The organism is Streptomyces sp. 147326 (genome assembly GCF_045000215.1).
GTDB lineage: Bacteria > Actinomycetota > Actinomycetes > Streptomycetales > Streptomycetaceae > Streptomyces.
The window spans coordinates 197,278-211,723 of sequence record NZ_CP134201.1 but is presented as its reverse complement, the minus strand read 5'-3'; the positions used below and the strand labels follow the sequence as shown (position 1 = coordinate 211,723).

Here is a 14,446-nt window from a genome sequence, read left to right as displayed (position 1 = left end):
CCAGCACGAGCCTAGGCTGATCGTGATCGCTGTGCCTTGACCCCGTACGGCAGGAGGCATGTGGTGACTCCGACGCACATACGGTTCCGCCGGGCCTGTGTGGCCGCCGCCGCAGCGGGTCTGCTCGTCGCCCCGGCCGTCGCGGGTTCCGCGTACGGCACGCCCGCTCCGGTGCGGTCCGTCCCCGCCGCCCCCACTCCGGACGGCGACGGCGACTTCCCGGTGCTCACGCCCGCCGTCGCGGCCCAACTCGACGCCGCCGTACGCAAGGTCATGGACGAGGCGCAGGTGCCGGGCGTGATCGTGGGGCTGTGGGCACCCGGCAAGGGCAGCTACGTGAAGGCCTTCGGCGTGGCCGACAAGGCGACCGGCGCACCCATGCGGACCGACTTCAACACCCGCATCGGCAGCCAGACCAAGACGTTCACGGTCACCGCCCTCCTCCAGCTGGTCGACCAGGGCAAGGTCGGGCTGGACGACCCGATCGGCGACTACATCGACGGCGTACCGAACGGGGACCGCATCACGCTGCGCGAGCTGGCCGGCATGCGCAGCGGGCTGTTCAACTACAGCGAGGACCCGGACTTCGACAAGGCGTTCACCACCGACCCCGATCGCCCCTTCTCGCCCCAGCAGTTGCTGGACTACTCCTTCAAGCACCCGGTCCAGTTCGAGCCGAACGCACAGTTCCAGTACTCCAACACCAACCTGATCCTGCTCGGTCTGCTGATCGAGAAGGTCACCGGCAGGCCGCTCGAGGAGGTCATCGACCGGGACGTCGTGGGACCGGCCGGACTGCGCCGCACGCTCTTCCCGACCGGCGCGGAGTTCCCCGAACCGCACGCGCAGGGCTACACGGACCAGACGGCCTCCGGCAAGATCGAGGACGCCGCCGACTGGAACCCGTCCTGGGCCTGGGCCGCGGGCGCGATGATCTCCGACCTCGAGGACCTGCGCAGCTGGGCACGGACCCTCGCCACGGGCACGCTGCTGACGCCCCCGACACAGGCCCAGCGCCTGAAGACCACCTCGGTCGGCATTCCCGGCGCCGGCTACGGGCTGGGCCTCTTCAACGTCCAGGGCTGGATCGGGCACAACGGCTCGCTCCCGGGCTACGAGAGCCTGGGCGTCTACCTGCCTCAGGAGCAGGCGACCCTGGTCGTCATCCTCAACACCGACGTCCTGCACGACGGCCAGGAGCCCAGCACCCTCTTCGGCGAGGCGATCACCAGCATCGTGACGCCGGACCACGTGTACCCCGGCCACAAGCCGTCGGAACCCAAGCCGTCGGCACCCGCATCGCCGGCATCGACACAGCCCGCACCCGAGTCCGGCTGAGGTCCGCCCCCGCCGGCACCGGACCGGGTCGGATGATCCGACTGTTATGGTCCGAGGTATGCCAGAGCTCATCAGCCCCACCCCGCGCCTGCACAGCTCCTGGCTCGCCGCGCAGCTGGAAGCGGGCCCCGACGCCCACATGGACGGCGCCGGGCTCGGCTCCGACGACGACGTGGACAGCCCGGAGGGCTTCGCTGCCTGGGTGGACCGGCTCCAGCGGTACGGGGACCGCACGCTGCCGGTCGAGCACGGCCGCGTGCACGCCACGTACTGGTGGATCGCCGAGGGCGACACCTATCTCGGCGCCATAGACCTGCGCCACTACCTGAACGGCTTCCTGCTCGACGCGGGCGGCCACATCGGCTACAGCGTCCGCCCCTCGGCCCGCCGCCGCGGACTGGCCACCTGGGCCCTCGCGGCCGTCCAGCACGAGGCCCGTCTGCTGGGGATGGACCGGGTACTGCTGACCTGCGACCCCGGCAACGAGGCGTCGATCCGCACGATCGAGGCCAACGGCGGTGTGCTGGAAGACGTCCGCGAAACCCTGATCGGCCCCAAACGGCGCTACTGGATCAACCTCTAGCGGTCGTGTCGTAACAGTGCCGCGCGGCCGTACTGGGTCGATAGTGGGGCTGTGAGCGACTGGTCGGAGGGACCCGGGCAGAGCGGCGCCGCAGAAGGCGCAGCCTGGTCCGGACGTGACGGCGCGCGGGCATTCGCGGCGGTGGAGGCGGCCACGGACTGGCTGCTCGGGTACCCGTTCGTCTTCCGGGCCCTGTCCGGCCGGATCGGCCCCGGCGCGGTCCTGGTGGACTACGGATGCGGACCGGGCCAGGTGTCCGACCGCGCGGCCCGGCAGCTGGGGGCGCGGGTCATCGGGGTGGACACCTCCCCGGAGATGCTGGCGCTCGCCCGCGCCTCGGCGACCGCGGTGGCGGAGTACCACCTCGTGGAGAACGGCCGGGTGACCGGCCTCGCGGACGGCTGCGCGGACGCGGTCATGTGCAACCACGTGCTCGCGTCGCTGCCGACCGAGGAGGCGGTGCTCGACGTGTTCACCGAGATCCGGCGCCTGCTGCGGCCGGACGCCCCCTTCGTGCTGCTGGCCACCGACCCCGCCTGCAACGGCACGGAGTACGCCTCGCTGCGGATCGGTGAACCCGGCGAGGTGTACGGGCCGGGCGACGAGCTGACGGTACGGCTACGGCGCACGGACGGATCCTGGCAGGAGATGCGCAACCACGCGTGGCCCGTCGCCTACTACCCGGGCCTGCTGGAGCGCGCCGGCTTCCGGGACGTCGTCCAGCACCGGCCCACCGTGGACGAGGCGCCCGCCGTCGCCGACCCGGACCTCGCAGCGAGCCGCGCGTGGCAGGCGGAGCGGGAGAGGCCGCCCCTGGTGATCACCAGGGCGCTGGCGGCCTGACCGGACGGACGGCCCGTGGACGAGTGGCGCCCCGGAAAGCGGAGCGATGTCCGCCGCCCGCACGGGTGTTACTGTCGCGCCATGTCCAAGGCCGAGATAGACATGGTGACCGCCGAGTTCTTCGGCGCCTTCGACAACCGCGGTGGCAAGGCCGCCGACGTGGGGCGGATCCGCCGGCTGATGCTGCCGGGCGGAGTGATCGTGAAGACCGGCCCGGACCTCACGTCCTACACCGTGGACGAGTTCATCGAGCCGCGCCGGCTGCTGCTCTCCGGCGGACGGCTGGCCGAGTTCTCCGAGTGGGAGACCTCGGAACGGACCGAGATCGCGGGCGACATCGCGTCGAGGTTCGGCGAGTACCGCAAGTCCGGGATCCTGGACGGCGAGCCGTTCGAGGGCGGCGGGACCAAGACCATCCAGTTCGTCCGGACCCCGGAGGGCTGGCGGATCGCCGCCTTCGCCTGGTTCGACCGGCCCTGACCGCGCGGCCGACGGCGTCGCATCGCGCCGACCTCAGTGGGTGTCCTCGGGGGCGGCGCAGCAGCCGTCCCGGAGCATCTGGTGCAGGACGGCGCGCCAGTCCCCGGGGGCCGCGTCCGGCGTAGCGCCGGACCGGGTGGAGGCGTGCTCCAGGGCGGGGAGTTCCCGCAGGACACCGCCCCGGACGGTCGCCCGTACACGGACCAGGTCCGCGAAGTCGGTGAAGGGATCGCCGTCGACGAGGGTGAGGTCGGCGATCCTGCCCGGCTCGACCGTGCCGAGCCGGTCCGCGACGCCGAAGACCCGGGCCGGGGTCCGGGTCACGGTGGTCAGGGCCTCCGCCGGCGACATCCCGTACCGGTGCAGCGCGCGCAGGGCGAGGTGCAGGTGGAGCCCGACAGGGGTGAGCGGCGCGTCGGTGCCCAGCACGAGCCGGCCGCCCCCCTCGACGACGCGCCGGTAGACGCCCACCTCCCGCTCCAGGGCGGCGCTCTGCTCCGCGCTCGGCGGACTCGCCGCCGCGGCCCGGACGGCCTCCACGTCCCAGGGCGGCATCAGGGCCGTCACCCGGGGATCGGCGGCGAGCGCCGGATCGGCGCCGAGCAGCGGCAGCGCGGTGAAGGGGGTGGCGATGAGGTCGAAACCGCCGCGCGCGTACACCTCCACGGTGTCCTGGTACGTGTGGCCCCGCGGGGTCGCCCCGTGGCCGTACTCCGCGCGCTCGGTCGCCACCAGGTGCGTGGTCAGGTCCTGGCCGGCCTGGATGCCGGGGGCGCACAGGTGGGAGCCGGCCAGGACGCCGAGCCGGTCGTGGGCGAAGCGGGCCGCGTCGGCCATCAGCTCGTAGGGGGCGCGTACGTAGGTCTTGACGAAGTCCCAGTCCAGCGCCTCGGCCCGGGCCAGCGAGCGGGCGAATCCCGCACGCGTGCGATGCGCGCGCCCCATGCTGTAGGCGACCCGCGAGCCGTCGAGGAGCTCCCCGCCGGCCAGCAGCCGCGGTGCGGCGAGCAGCCCGGCCCGGATGTCCTCGCGCAGCCGGGCCTGCTCGTAGGCCGAACCGCCCAGCGAGACCACGGTGGTGACGCCGTACGCGAGGTGCAGCGCACCCTGGCGCGCCCCGTACGTGTAGGGGTACGGATGGACGTGCGAGTCCCACAGGCCCGGCAGGACCGTGCCGCCGGAGGCGTCGACGGTGCGGGCGGCGCGGCGGCCCGGCCGGTGCGGCTCGACGGCGGTGATCCGGCCGCCGCTGACGAGGACGTCGACGTCGCTCCGGGGCGGGGAGCCGGTGGCGTCCCACAGCAGCCCCGCGTGCACGACGGTGTCGACGGGTGCGGGGCGCCGGTAGGTGAGGGAGACGGGCACGGTGCGGGCGGGCCCGGCGGGCGCGCCGGAGCCGTCCAGCGCGAGCAGCCGCAGCCGGGCGCAGGACTGGTAGAGCAGGGTGCGCGAATCCGCGGACCAGGAAGGGTGGTCGGCGGGCTCGTCGGTCAGGCGGCGGGCGGGGCCGTCGGGCGTGCCGTCGGGCCCGACGGGCAGCAGCCACAGGGCCGACTCGCTGACGCAGGCCAGGAAGCGGCCGTCGGGGGACCAGACGGGTCCGGAGGCGTAGCGGTCCGCGAGTGAGACGTGCGGGGCGAGCGCGTGCAGACGGGCGGCGCCGGTGGCGGTGTCGACGATGCGGATGAGGTTGTAGCCCTCGCGGAAGCGCAGGCTGAGCCGGTTGCGGTCGCACAGGGCGAGGTGACGGCCGTCGGGCGACCAGCTGGGCGGGCCGGGCAGCCCGCCGCCCCCCAGGGCCGGGACCAGCGGGGTCTCCGTCCCGGTCGCGAGATCGCGTACGAGGAGCCGCCCGGCCAGGTCCAGCGCGGCGAGCCGCTTCCCGTCCGGGGAGAGCGCCCCGTAGACCCGCCCGGCCGGCGCGAGCACGCTCTCCCGGCCGCCGTCGAGCTCCCGGCTGCGGACCGTGTTCAGCCCGTCGCGGTCATCGGTGTAGACCAGGGCCCGGCCGTCCGGGGTCCACACCGGCCCCTGGACGTAGGCCGTGGCCGGGGCCTGGACCACCTTGCGCGGCGCCCCGCCGGCGACGGGTGCGATCCACAGGGCGTTCAGCGCGGCGAACGCCACGCTGCGGCCGTCGGGGGACAGGGCGGGCAGGTGGATGCCCCGGACCGGGCGGCTCCGTTCGGCCTCCAGGACGTACTCCTTGATCCGGTAGCGGGGGCGCGTGACGTCGAGGGTGGCGTCGAGGGGAATCTCCTGGCCGTTGCCGCCGTCACGGTGCGGGCGGATCACCCGGAACCGTCCGTCGAGGGTGATCAGCAGCCGGTCGTCGCCGATCCAGCGCGGGGGAGCGGGCGCTAGGTCGCCGTCGAGGGGGACCTGACGGCCGTCGGCGAACAGGGTCAGGTTCTCGGCCTTGCGGGGGCCGGGGGTCGCGGACAGCCAGGCGGTGCGGCCGGCCGGGGAGAGCGCGGGGGCCATCAGCCGGCCGTCGGTGACGGTGTGTTCGATCCGTACGGTCCCGGGGCCGTCGCCGGGGTCGGCGGCGACGGAGGCGATGGTCCGGGCGGTCAGCGTGTCCCCGGCCGGCGTGCCGGCGGTCGAGGTGGCGCGGACGAACAGCACGCGGGAGCCGTCCGGCGACCAGACGGGGTCGAAGTCCTCCCACTCCCCGTCCTGGCCGGGACCGTCCTGCCCGGGCAGGCCCGTCAGCTTGCGCGGGCGGCCGCCGGTGACCGGGACGGCCCAGATCCGGTACGGGCTGCCGGTCACTGGATCGCCGCCGCGTTCGGAACAGCAGGCGAGGGTGCGGCCGTCGGGCGACCAGGCCGGTGCGCGGTGGTCGAAGGGACCGTCGGTGAGCCGGCGCAGACCGGAGCCGTCCGCGTTCATCACCCAGAGGTGGAAGGCGCCCCCGCGGTAGGCGCTCATCGCCACCTGCCGACCGTCGGGGGAGAACACGGGACGCCCGGGCTCCAGATCGGGCGGGGTGAGCGGCGTCGCGGGCCCGCCGTCCGGGGGCAGCGACCACAGGACGTTCTGCACCTCGGCGACGACCCGGTCCCCGCCGGCCGTGGCGGTCGCGGCCCCGTTGGTCGCACGGGTGAACCGCAGCGCGACCGGCGCCGCCCCGGCCGCGGAGTCCCGGGCAACGGTCGCGGCGTCCTGTGCACCGGCTGCGGCGTCCTGGGCGCCGGCCGCTGGGGAACGGCCGAGCAGCGCCGCCGCTGCTCCCGCCGAAGCCGCCTGCAGCACGGTCCTGCGCGCAACTCGCATTACGACCACTCGCCTCACGTGTCGACGTACCTGCCGATGACCGCCCCGGACATCCCGTCAGCAAACCGAACGATCAAGACCCCCTCCGGGCAACGGCGCCACCGTCCGGGATAAATCGTTTGATCCCGGCGGCCCCCGGCGGTCGGATGGCGGACGTGAGCACAGGACAGATGCATCCCGGTCAGCACGCCGTCGACGACGACCTCGTACGGCGGCTGGTCGCCGGGCGGTTCCCGCAGTGGGCGGGGATCCCGGTGGAGAGGTTTCCCTCCGGCGGCACGGTCAACGCCATGTACCGGCTGGGTGAGGACATGGTCGTACGGCTGCCGCTGCGCGAGGGGGGAGCCGAGGACGTCTCCACGGAACGGGAATGGCTGCCGCGCCTCGCACCCCGGCTGCCCACGGCCGTTCCCGAGGTGCTCGGGGCCGGGGAGCCCGCCGAGGGGTATCCGTGGCGGTGGTCGGTGTACCGGTGGCTGGCGGGGGAGAACCCGGAGGCGGGCGCGCTGGGCGAACCCGCGGCGCTGGCCCGGGACCTGGCCGGGTTCGTGACGGCGATGCGGGGCATCACCCTGCCGGGGGCGCCGCGGGCCTACCGCGGCGGGCCGGTCGCCTCGCTCGACGGGTCCACCCGGGCGGCGATCGAGGAACTGCGCGGGATCCCGCAGGAGGGCGTCGACTGCGATGCGGCGACCGCCGTATGGGAGGACGCGCTGCGGGCCCCGGACTGGAACGCGCCGCCGGTGTGGCTGCACGCCGATCTGATGCCGGGCAATCTGCTCGTGCACGGGGGCAGGCTGACCTCGGTGATCGACTTCGGGTGCATGGGGGTGGGAGATCCGGCGTGCGACCTGTTCCCGGCGTGGAACCTGCTGCCGTCCGATGCGCGGGAGCTCTTCCGCGAGGCGCTCGGCGTGGACGACGCGACCTGGAGGCGAGGCCGGGGCCGGACGCTCTCCCAGGCGCTGATCGCGCTGCCGTACTACCGGACGACCAACCGGGCGATGGCGCACAACGCCCGGCACGTGATCCGGGAGGTGCTGGCGGAAGGGCCGGGCGCGGGCTGAGGCCTTCGGCCGCCGCCCCCGCCCGGCCCGCCGTGCGCCGCTCAGGAGCTGGCCGCCGAGGTGCAGGCCGAGCTGCCCCCGCAGAAGGTGACGTCCCAGTGGTTGCTTTCCCGCGCGTAGACGTTGCCCGCGGCGGACCGGTAGCGGGCAGCGCCGTCGCCGCGGTTGGCGATGCGCGTGAAGCTGCCCGTGACGTAGTTGCTGACACAGCTGGTCGGGCTGAAGTCGATCTTGTAGCCGTTCCAGTGGCTGTAGGTGCCGGACGCGTGCCCCACCTCGGTGCCGCCGGTGATCGTGAGGGCGCATCCGCTCGCCTTGCGCAGGGTGATGACGTCGCTGATGCTCGCGGCGTTGACCTGCTCCAGGGAGGTGCAGGTGCCGTTGTTCCGGTTGCTGCAGCCGCCGCTCGAGGACAGGCCTATTCCGCCGGTCGCGTTCAGCTTGCTCACCGCCGACGCGTGGCTGAGCTTGGCCGGGGCGGCGTGGGCCGTGCCGGGCACGAGCAGGGCGATGAGGGCGGCGGTCGTGCCGACGAGGCTGGTGGCGGCGGTGCTGCGGACTCGGCTGCGCATGAGGCTCTTCCCCTTGTTCGAATCGGTGTCACGGTGTCCGGGGCCGCTCGCGGCGGTCCGCGGCACGGCCTGACGGTCGGTGACACCAGTTCAGCACCGGGGGCCGGACTTGCCCAGGCCAACAGGACGGTTGACCGGTGCAGGACGGCTGACCGGTACCGGACAGGGGAAGGGTGGCCCGGAACCGGCGGCGGGCCGGCTCCGGACCGTGGAGACGCTCAGGGGCCGGCGGGCAGCCAGCCGATCCTGATCGCGGCCAGCGCCAGGGTGAACCGGTTGCTCGCGCCGGACCGCTGGGCCAGGGCCTCCACCTGGCGGCGTACGGAGCGTTCGCTCAGGTTCAGCCGGCGGGCGATCGTCCCGTCCTTGGCCCCGCCGGCCATGAGCACCAGCACCTGGCGTTGGACGGTAGACAGCGGCGGCGGGCTGCCGCAGGGGGAGTGGGGGCCGGCCGCGGTCGACCGCGCACAGAGCAGGTCGATCTGTGCCAGCAGGGCGTTCTGCTCGGCCAGCAGACGGTGGTGGGCCTTCATCAGGCGTTCCCGGTCCGCCAGCAGCTCGTGGTACAGGCGCAGTGCCGGCGGCACCTGCCCACCGGTCGTCGTGGTCGTGGTCGGGGTCGTCGTGGTCATCGTGCTCCTCCGCGGCTCGGTCCCGGGCGGCGCCGCTCCGCTCCCAGGCGATCACTCCGTCGCAGTTGGCCCCGGTGAACTGCCGGGCCAGCGAGCCGTCACCGGCCCGGGCCCCGGCGGCGGCCTCCCGGGCGAAGCGCCGGCCGTCCGGGTTCTGGGGCCCGTAGGCGGGCAGGACCTCCTCCAGCACCTTGAGCGCCTCGCCGGCGGAAGCGGTGTCCGCCCGGCCCCGTGCGTCGGCCCAGGAGCGGTACCAGGCACATGAGTTGGCTATCTCCAAGATGACCGTCTCACTTCCGGCAAGGGCCCTGTCCGTGCCGGCCGGTGCGCTGTTCCTGACGAGCTGGTCGAGGTCGGGCCGGTAGTCGGCGGGCCAGCGGTAGGCCCGGGAGCCCTGCCGGAGCGCGGTGTCGAACGCCTGCCGGTCCAGCAGCACCAGCGCCGTACCGGGTGCCTCGGACCCGGCCCGGGGCGGGCTCGCACAGCCCGCCAGTACGGCGGAGAGGCCGGCGACCGCAACGCCTGCGGCGATGAGGGACCTCGCACGGGGGTTCACGGAAATCATCACGGTGCTGCCTTTCCCATCGGGCCCGCCGGACAATTGGTCGATGGTTCCAGCCGGTTCAGTCCCAGATCACGGGATCACCTCAATTCTGACGTCTGGAATTACCCGGGCTTCGGGGCATTTCCCTTTCGACTGCTCGCCGTGTTCCTGGTGAACAGCTTTCCGCCCGGCGGGGACCGGTGGAAGGGGCGACGCGTGAGAGCAAGTACTCCGGAGAGCTTGGTGTCACCGCTCGGAACCGGCCAATTGCCCTGCCCACCCGGCAATGTGCCGAGACCCGCCTGTGGGTTCCGCCCGGGCTGATGCATCCTGGTGGCCGTCCGGACCGTAGGCGCCCTATACGGGGGGGTAGGCATGGTCTTGATCGTTCGCGCCCCGGAGCCCGCTGCCGGAGGTGCCGAGAGCGTCAGGTCGCGACCTGCGGCGGCCCTGCGGGGGCAGATCATCGCGTACCACGGCTACCGGCTGCCGGAAGGCAGGGCCCGGACGCGGCTCGAAGTCCCCGACGGCGTGGTGACGGTGGTCATCGCCCTCGCGGGCGGCCTGAGCCTCACCGCCGGCGGACCCCCACAGGGCGCCTCGTCCTTCGTCTCCGGGCTGCGCACCACCGCGACGCGCGGCCCGTCCTCCTCCATGCGGCCGGGGCCATGACCGCGCTGTCGACGCTCTTCGAGCAGGTGTGGGCGGTGGCGCTGCCGCTCGGCGCGCAGCAGGCCAGGGACGAGGGCACCGGGCTCACCGCACAGGAACGGGAACTGCTCACCCTGCTGGCCAAGGGGCTCACCGACGAGTCGGCCGCCGGGCGGCTGGGCGTGTCCCTGAGCACCGTCCGCCGCAGCATGGCATCGATCATGGAACGGCTCGGTGCGCGCAGCCGTTTCGAGGCCGGGCTGAGGGCGGCGCAGGCCGGCTGGCTGTGAGCGGGAGCCACACGGCGCGGGGCACGGGGACGGTGCCTCACCCCGGCGAACAGCGTCGCCGCGGTGGGGCACCGTCGGTCGGTCCCGGCCTCAGGAGGAGACGTTCCAGCTGAGGGTGCCGGACCAGGAGATCTTGTGCGGGCTGACGACGTCCGCCGCCGCGCCCAGGCAGAAGACCGTACCGGCCTTGAAGCCGGAGCCGAGGCGCTGGCGGGTCCCCGAACCGACCTCCCGGTCCGCGCCGCGGGTGGTGCGGTCGCTGCACTTGTACCAGAAGGCCTTCATCGCGATCCCGCCGCTGTCGGCCGTTGGTCGTGTACTTCTTGCCCTGGCTGTTCTTGATCTCTATGCGGGAGCCGGACGGTGCGTTGATCTTGAACCGGCCCCAGGCGGCCCGGCAGGACGGGCTGTAGCGCAGCTCCATGGCGCCCATCGGGTCGCTGGACTCCGCGACCGTGCGGGCGTCGTTCTGGCAGGAGGTGCTCGCCGGGTTCCTGCCGTTGCACGCCGATCCGACGCAGGTCGGAGCGGCCGCGGCGGCCGACGCGGTGGGCGCGGTCAGCACGCCGGCGGCCAGGAGCGCTCCGGCGCCGAGCGAGACGGCGATGATTCGGGTCCTCATGACATGCCTTTCCGAGGGGGGTGGACGCAGGGAAGCATCCGCGCGGCAGGGGCGCCCGAGGAAGGTCCGGCGGCTGAGAGCAAGCGCTCCTGAACGCTTGCTCTCAGCCGCCGGACCGAGTTCGCACAGGTGGCCGACGCCCCGGCCCCGCCCGTGCGATGCTGGGTCCATGACCCTGGAGGACCTGGTACGCCTGCGTCGCGCGCGGGACACGATGGACCGCGACTACGCGCAGCCGCTGGACGTTCCGGCGCTGGCCAATGTCGCCCTCATGTCGCCCGGGCACTTCTCCCGCAGCTTCCGCGCCGCCTTCGGGGAGACCCCGTACAGCTACCTCATGACCCGCCGCGTCGAGCGGGCGAAGGCGCTGCTCCGGCGGGGTGACCTCAGCGTCACGGAGGTCTGCTTCGAGGTCGGATGCACCTCGCTCGGGTCGTTCAGCTCGCGCTTCACCGAGCTCGTCGGCGAGAGCCCGAGCGCGTACCGGGCCCGCCGCCACGAGGCCGGCGCGGCGATCCCGGCGTGCATCGCGAAGATTCATACGCGGCCGATCAGAAACGGAGAAGCGAAATCGGCCGCCGCCTCGTAGCGTCGGAGGCATGACCATCAAGCTCTCGCAGTGCTTCATCGCAGTCGACGATCACGACAAGGCGCTCGCGTTCTACCGCGACGTCCTCGGCATGGAGGTGCGCAACGACGTCGGGTTCGAGGGGATGCGCTGGGTGACCGTCGGCTCGCCCGAGCAGCCCGACGTGGAGATCGTCCTCGAACCTCCGCTCGCCAACCCCAACGCCTCCCCGACGGACAAGCAGCAGATGGCAGAGCTGCTCGCCAAGGGCATGCTGCGCGGGGTGATCTTCTCCACCGACGACGTCGACGCGACCTTCGAGCGCATCCAGGCCGCCGGCGGGGAGGTGTTGCAGGAGCCGATCGACCAGCCGTACGGCGTCCGCGACTGCGCCTTCCGCGACCCGGCCGGCAACATGCTCCGCTTCAACCAGCCGAAGCGGTAGAGACAGCCCGCAACAGAGTCCGGACCAGCGAAACCGACGGGGACCGCGCACGCGGTCCCCGCCCGAACGACGGAGACACGATGAGCAAGGCCACGGGGACGGGGACGGGGGCGCGGTCGTCCGCGCCGCACGGTGCCGACAGCCACGACGTGATCCGCGTGCACGGCGCGCGCGAGAACAACCTCAAGGACGTCAGCATCGAGATCCCGAAGCGCCGGCTGACGGTGTTCACCGGGGTCTCCGGCTCGGGCAAGAGCTCGCTCGTGTTCAACACGATCGCCGCGGAGTCCCAGCGGCTGATCAACGAGACGTACAGCAGCTTCGTCCAGGGCTTCATGCCGACGCTCGCCCGCCCCGAGGTCGACGTCCTCGACGGGCTGACGACCGTGATCACCGTCGACCAGCAGCGGATGGGCGCCGATCCCCGCTCCACGGTCGGCACCGCCACCGATGCCAACGCGATGCTGCGCATCCTCTTCAGCCGGCTCGGGAAGCCGCACATCGGCCCGCCCAGCGCGTACTCCTTCAACACCGCCACGGTCCGGGCGAGCGGGGGGATCACCGTCGAACGCGGCGCCGCGAAGACCAAGACGGTGAAGGCGACCTACAACCGCACCGGCGGCATGTGCACGCACTGCGAGGGCCGCGGCAAGGTCTCGGACATCGACCTCACCCAGCTCTACGACGACTCCAAGTCCATCGCCGAGGGCGCGTTCACCATCCCCGGCTGGAAGTCGGACAACGTGTGGACCGTGGGGATCTACGCCGAGTCGGGGTTCCTCGACCCGAACAAGCCGATCCGCCGGTACACCAAGAAGGAGATGCAGGACTTCCTCTATCGCGAGCCGACCAAGGTGAAGGTCAACGGCGTCAACCTCACCTACGAGGGGCTGATTCCGAAGATCCAGAAGTCCTTCCTGTCCAAGGACAAGGAGGCGATGCAGCCGCACATCCGGGCGTTCGTGGAGCGGGCGGTCACCTTCACCACCTGCCCCGAGTGCGACGGCACCCGGCTCAGCGAGGGGGCCCGGTCGTCGAAGATCAAGCGGATCAGCATCGCCGACGCCTGCGCGATGGAGATCAGGGACCTCGCCGAATGGGTCCGCGGCCTCAAGGAGCCCTCGGTGGCACCGCTGCTCGCGGCCCTGCAGCAGTCCCTCGACTCCTTCGTCGAGATCGGCCTCGGTTACCTCGCCCTCGACCGGCCCGCGGGGTCGCTGTCGGGAGGCGAGGCGCAGCGCGTCAAGATGATCCGCCACCTCGGCTCCGCTCTCACCGACGTCACCTACGTCTTCGACGAGCCGACCATCGGCCTGCACCCCCATGACATCCAGCGGATGAACGACCTGTTGCTGCGGCTGCGCGACAAGGGCAACACGGTCCTCGTGGTGGAGCACAAGCCGGAGGCGATCGCGATCGCCGACCACGTCGTCGACCTCGGCCCCGGCGCCGGGACCGCGGGCGGCACCGTCTGCTTCGAGGGCACCGTCGAGGGCCTGCGGGCCGGCGACACGATCACCGGCCGCCATCTCGACGACCGGGCCACCCTCAAGGAGACGGTGCGCGAGCCCTCCGGGGCCCTGGAGATCCGCGGCGCGACGGCGAACAACCTGCGGGACGTCGACGTCGACATCCCGCTCGGGGCGCTGGTCGTCATCACGGGAGTAGCCGGCTCCGGCAAGAGTTCCCTCGTCCACGGCTCGATTCCGGCGCGCGAGCAGGTGGTGTCGGTCGACCAGACGCCGATCCGCGGCTCCAGGCGCAGCAACCCGGCGACCTACACCGGACTGCTCGACCCGATCCGCAAGGCGTTCGCCAAGGTCAACGGCGTGAAGCCGGCCCTGTTCAGCGCCAACTCCGAGGGCGCCTGCCCCACGTGCAACGGCGCCGGGGTCATCTACACCGACCTGGCGATGATGGCGGGCGTCGCCACCCCCTGTGAGGACTGCGAGGGGAAGCGGTTCCAGGCGGAGGTGCTGGAGTACAAGCTCGGCGGCCGCGACATCAGCGAGGTCCTCGCGATGTCCGTCGACGAGGCCGAGGAGTTCTTCGGCACGGGCGAGGCGCACACGCCGGCCGCGCACAAGATCCTGGACCGGCTCGCCGACGTGGGCCTCGGGTACCTCACCCTCGGCCAGCCGCTCACCACGCTGTCCGGCGGCGAGCGGCAGCGGCTCAAGCTGGCCACCCACATGTCGGAGAAGGGCGGCGTCTACGTCCTCGACGAGCCGACGACCGGCCTCCACCTCGCCGACGTGGAAAACCTGCTCGGCCTGCTCGACCGGCTCGTCGACTCGGGCAAGTCGGTCATCGTGATCGAGCACCACCAGGCGGTCATGGCACACGCCGACTGGATCATCGACCTCGGCCCCGGCGCCGGCCACGACGGCGGCAAGGTCGTCTTCGAGGGCACTCCCGCCGACCTCGTGGCCAAGCGCTCCACGCTCACCGGCGAGCACCTCGCGGCCTACGTCGGCGCCTGATCGCCAGGGCTCGCAGGCGGGCCGCCACGGGGACTGCCCCGGCCGGATG

At 72.7% G+C, this 14,446-nt stretch carries 14 protein-coding genes and 1 pseudogene; 10 read left to right on the top strand and 5 right to left on the bottom strand.

Features of this window, described 5'->3' with window-relative positions:
- The first annotated feature begins 63 nt into the window (after positions 1 to 63).
- The 4 genes from RIU97_RS01075 (at position 64) to RIU97_RS01060 (ending at position 3,244) form a co-directional block, all read left to right on the top strand.
- Entirely contained in the window at positions 64 to 1,338 is a 1,275-nt protein-coding gene (locus tag RIU97_RS01075) for a serine hydrolase domain-containing protein (RefSeq protein ID WP_404952817.1), read from the top strand.
- A gap of 58 nt (positions 1,339 to 1,396) precedes the next feature.
- Positions 1,397 to 1,921, top strand: coding sequence for a GNAT family N-acetyltransferase (locus tag RIU97_RS01070; protein ID WP_404952816.1), 525 nt, complete (start codon positions 1,397 to 1,399; stop codon positions 1,919 to 1,921).
- Between the two features lie 51 nt (positions 1,922 to 1,972).
- A complete protein-coding gene (locus RIU97_RS01065; RefSeq protein ID WP_404952815.1) occupies positions 1,973 to 2,764 on the top strand; it encodes a class I SAM-dependent methyltransferase in 792 nt (263 codons plus the stop codon).
- 81 nt (positions 2,765 to 2,845) lie between these two features.
- On the top strand, positions 2,846 to 3,244 hold the full coding sequence (locus RIU97_RS01060; RefSeq protein ID WP_404952814.1) for a DUF4440 domain-containing protein: 399 nt from the start codon (positions 2,846 to 2,848) through the stop codon (positions 3,242 to 3,244).
- Positions 3,245 to 3,277: 33 nt separating this feature from the next.
- Here the strand turns inward: RIU97_RS01060 and RIU97_RS01055 are convergent, their stop codons facing one another.
- On the bottom strand, positions 3,278 to 6,523 hold the full coding sequence (locus RIU97_RS01055; RefSeq protein WP_404952813.1) for an amidohydrolase family protein: 3,246 nt from the start codon (positions 6,521 to 6,523) through the stop codon (positions 3,278 to 3,280).
- Positions 6,524 to 6,693: 170 nt separating this feature from the next.
- Between RIU97_RS01055 and RIU97_RS01050 the strand changes: the two genes are divergently transcribed.
- The gene (locus tag RIU97_RS01050; protein ID WP_404962718.1) at positions 6,694 to 7,590 is read left to right on the top strand and encodes an aminoglycoside phosphotransferase family protein; all 897 of its coding nucleotides are present in this window, start codon (positions 6,694 to 6,696) and stop codon (positions 7,588 to 7,590) included.
- A gap of 41 nt (positions 7,591 to 7,631) precedes the next feature.
- Here RIU97_RS01050 and RIU97_RS01045 read toward each other — a convergent pair whose 3' ends face one another.
- Together RIU97_RS01045 and RIU97_RS01040 are read right to left on the bottom strand one after the other, a co-directional pair.
- Positions 7,632 to 8,162: a hypothetical protein gene (locus RIU97_RS01045; protein WP_404952812.1), complete on the bottom strand. Its 531-nt coding sequence runs from the start codon at positions 8,160 to 8,162 to the stop codon at positions 7,632 to 7,634.
- Between the two features lie 218 nt (positions 8,163 to 8,380).
- Positions 8,381 to 8,794, bottom strand: coding sequence for a LuxR C-terminal-related transcriptional regulator (locus tag RIU97_RS01040; protein WP_404952811.1), 414 nt, complete (start codon positions 8,792 to 8,794; stop codon positions 8,381 to 8,383).
- Positions 8,795 to 9,713: 919 nt separating this feature from the next.
- Between RIU97_RS01040 and RIU97_RS01035 the strand changes: the two genes are divergently transcribed.
- Complete coding sequence (locus RIU97_RS01035) at positions 9,714 to 10,010, top strand: hypothetical protein (protein ID WP_404952810.1); 297 nt, start codon at positions 9,714 to 9,716, stop codon at positions 10,008 to 10,010.
- Positions 10,007 to 10,279 carry a response regulator transcription factor gene (locus RIU97_RS01030; RefSeq protein ID WP_404952809.1) on the top strand — a complete coding sequence of 91 codons (273 nt, stop codon included), beginning with the start codon at positions 10,007 to 10,009 and terminating at the stop codon, positions 10,277 to 10,279. The genes RIU97_RS01035 and RIU97_RS01030 overlap by 4 nt, the downstream gene beginning before the upstream one ends.
- 90 nt (positions 10,280 to 10,369) lie before the next feature.
- Here RIU97_RS01030 and RIU97_RS01025 read toward each other — a convergent pair whose 3' ends face one another.
- Together RIU97_RS01025 and RIU97_RS01020 are read right to left on the bottom strand one after the other, a co-directional pair.
- The gene (locus tag RIU97_RS01025; RefSeq protein ID WP_404963114.1) at positions 10,370 to 10,564 is read right to left on the bottom strand and encodes a hypothetical protein; all 195 of its coding nucleotides are present in this window, start codon (positions 10,562 to 10,564) and stop codon (positions 10,370 to 10,372) included.
- Positions 10,565 to 10,580: 16 nt separating this feature from the next.
- Positions 10,581 to 10,901, bottom strand: a pseudogene (locus RIU97_RS01020) (DUF2690 domain-containing protein); the annotation flags it as partial.
- Between the two features lie 169 nt (positions 10,902 to 11,070).
- Between RIU97_RS01020 and RIU97_RS01015 the strand changes: the two are divergent.
- The 3 genes from RIU97_RS01015 (at position 11,071) to RIU97_RS01005 (ending at position 14,397) form a co-directional block, all read left to right on the top strand.
- On the top strand, positions 11,071 to 11,490 hold the full coding sequence (locus RIU97_RS01015) for a helix-turn-helix domain-containing protein (protein WP_404952808.1): 420 nt from the start codon (positions 11,071 to 11,073) through the stop codon (positions 11,488 to 11,490).
- A 10-nt stretch (positions 11,491 to 11,500) separates the two neighbouring features.
- Positions 11,501 to 11,914, top strand: a complete 414-nt coding sequence (locus RIU97_RS01010; protein ID WP_030711955.1) for a VOC family protein — start codon at positions 11,501 to 11,503, stop codon at positions 11,912 to 11,914.
- Between the two features lie 80 nt (positions 11,915 to 11,994).
- Positions 11,995 to 14,397, top strand: a complete 2,403-nt coding sequence (locus RIU97_RS01005) for an ATP-binding cassette domain-containing protein (protein ID WP_404952807.1) — start codon at positions 11,995 to 11,997, stop codon at positions 14,395 to 14,397.
- Positions 14,398 to 14,446 lie beyond the last annotated feature (49 nt).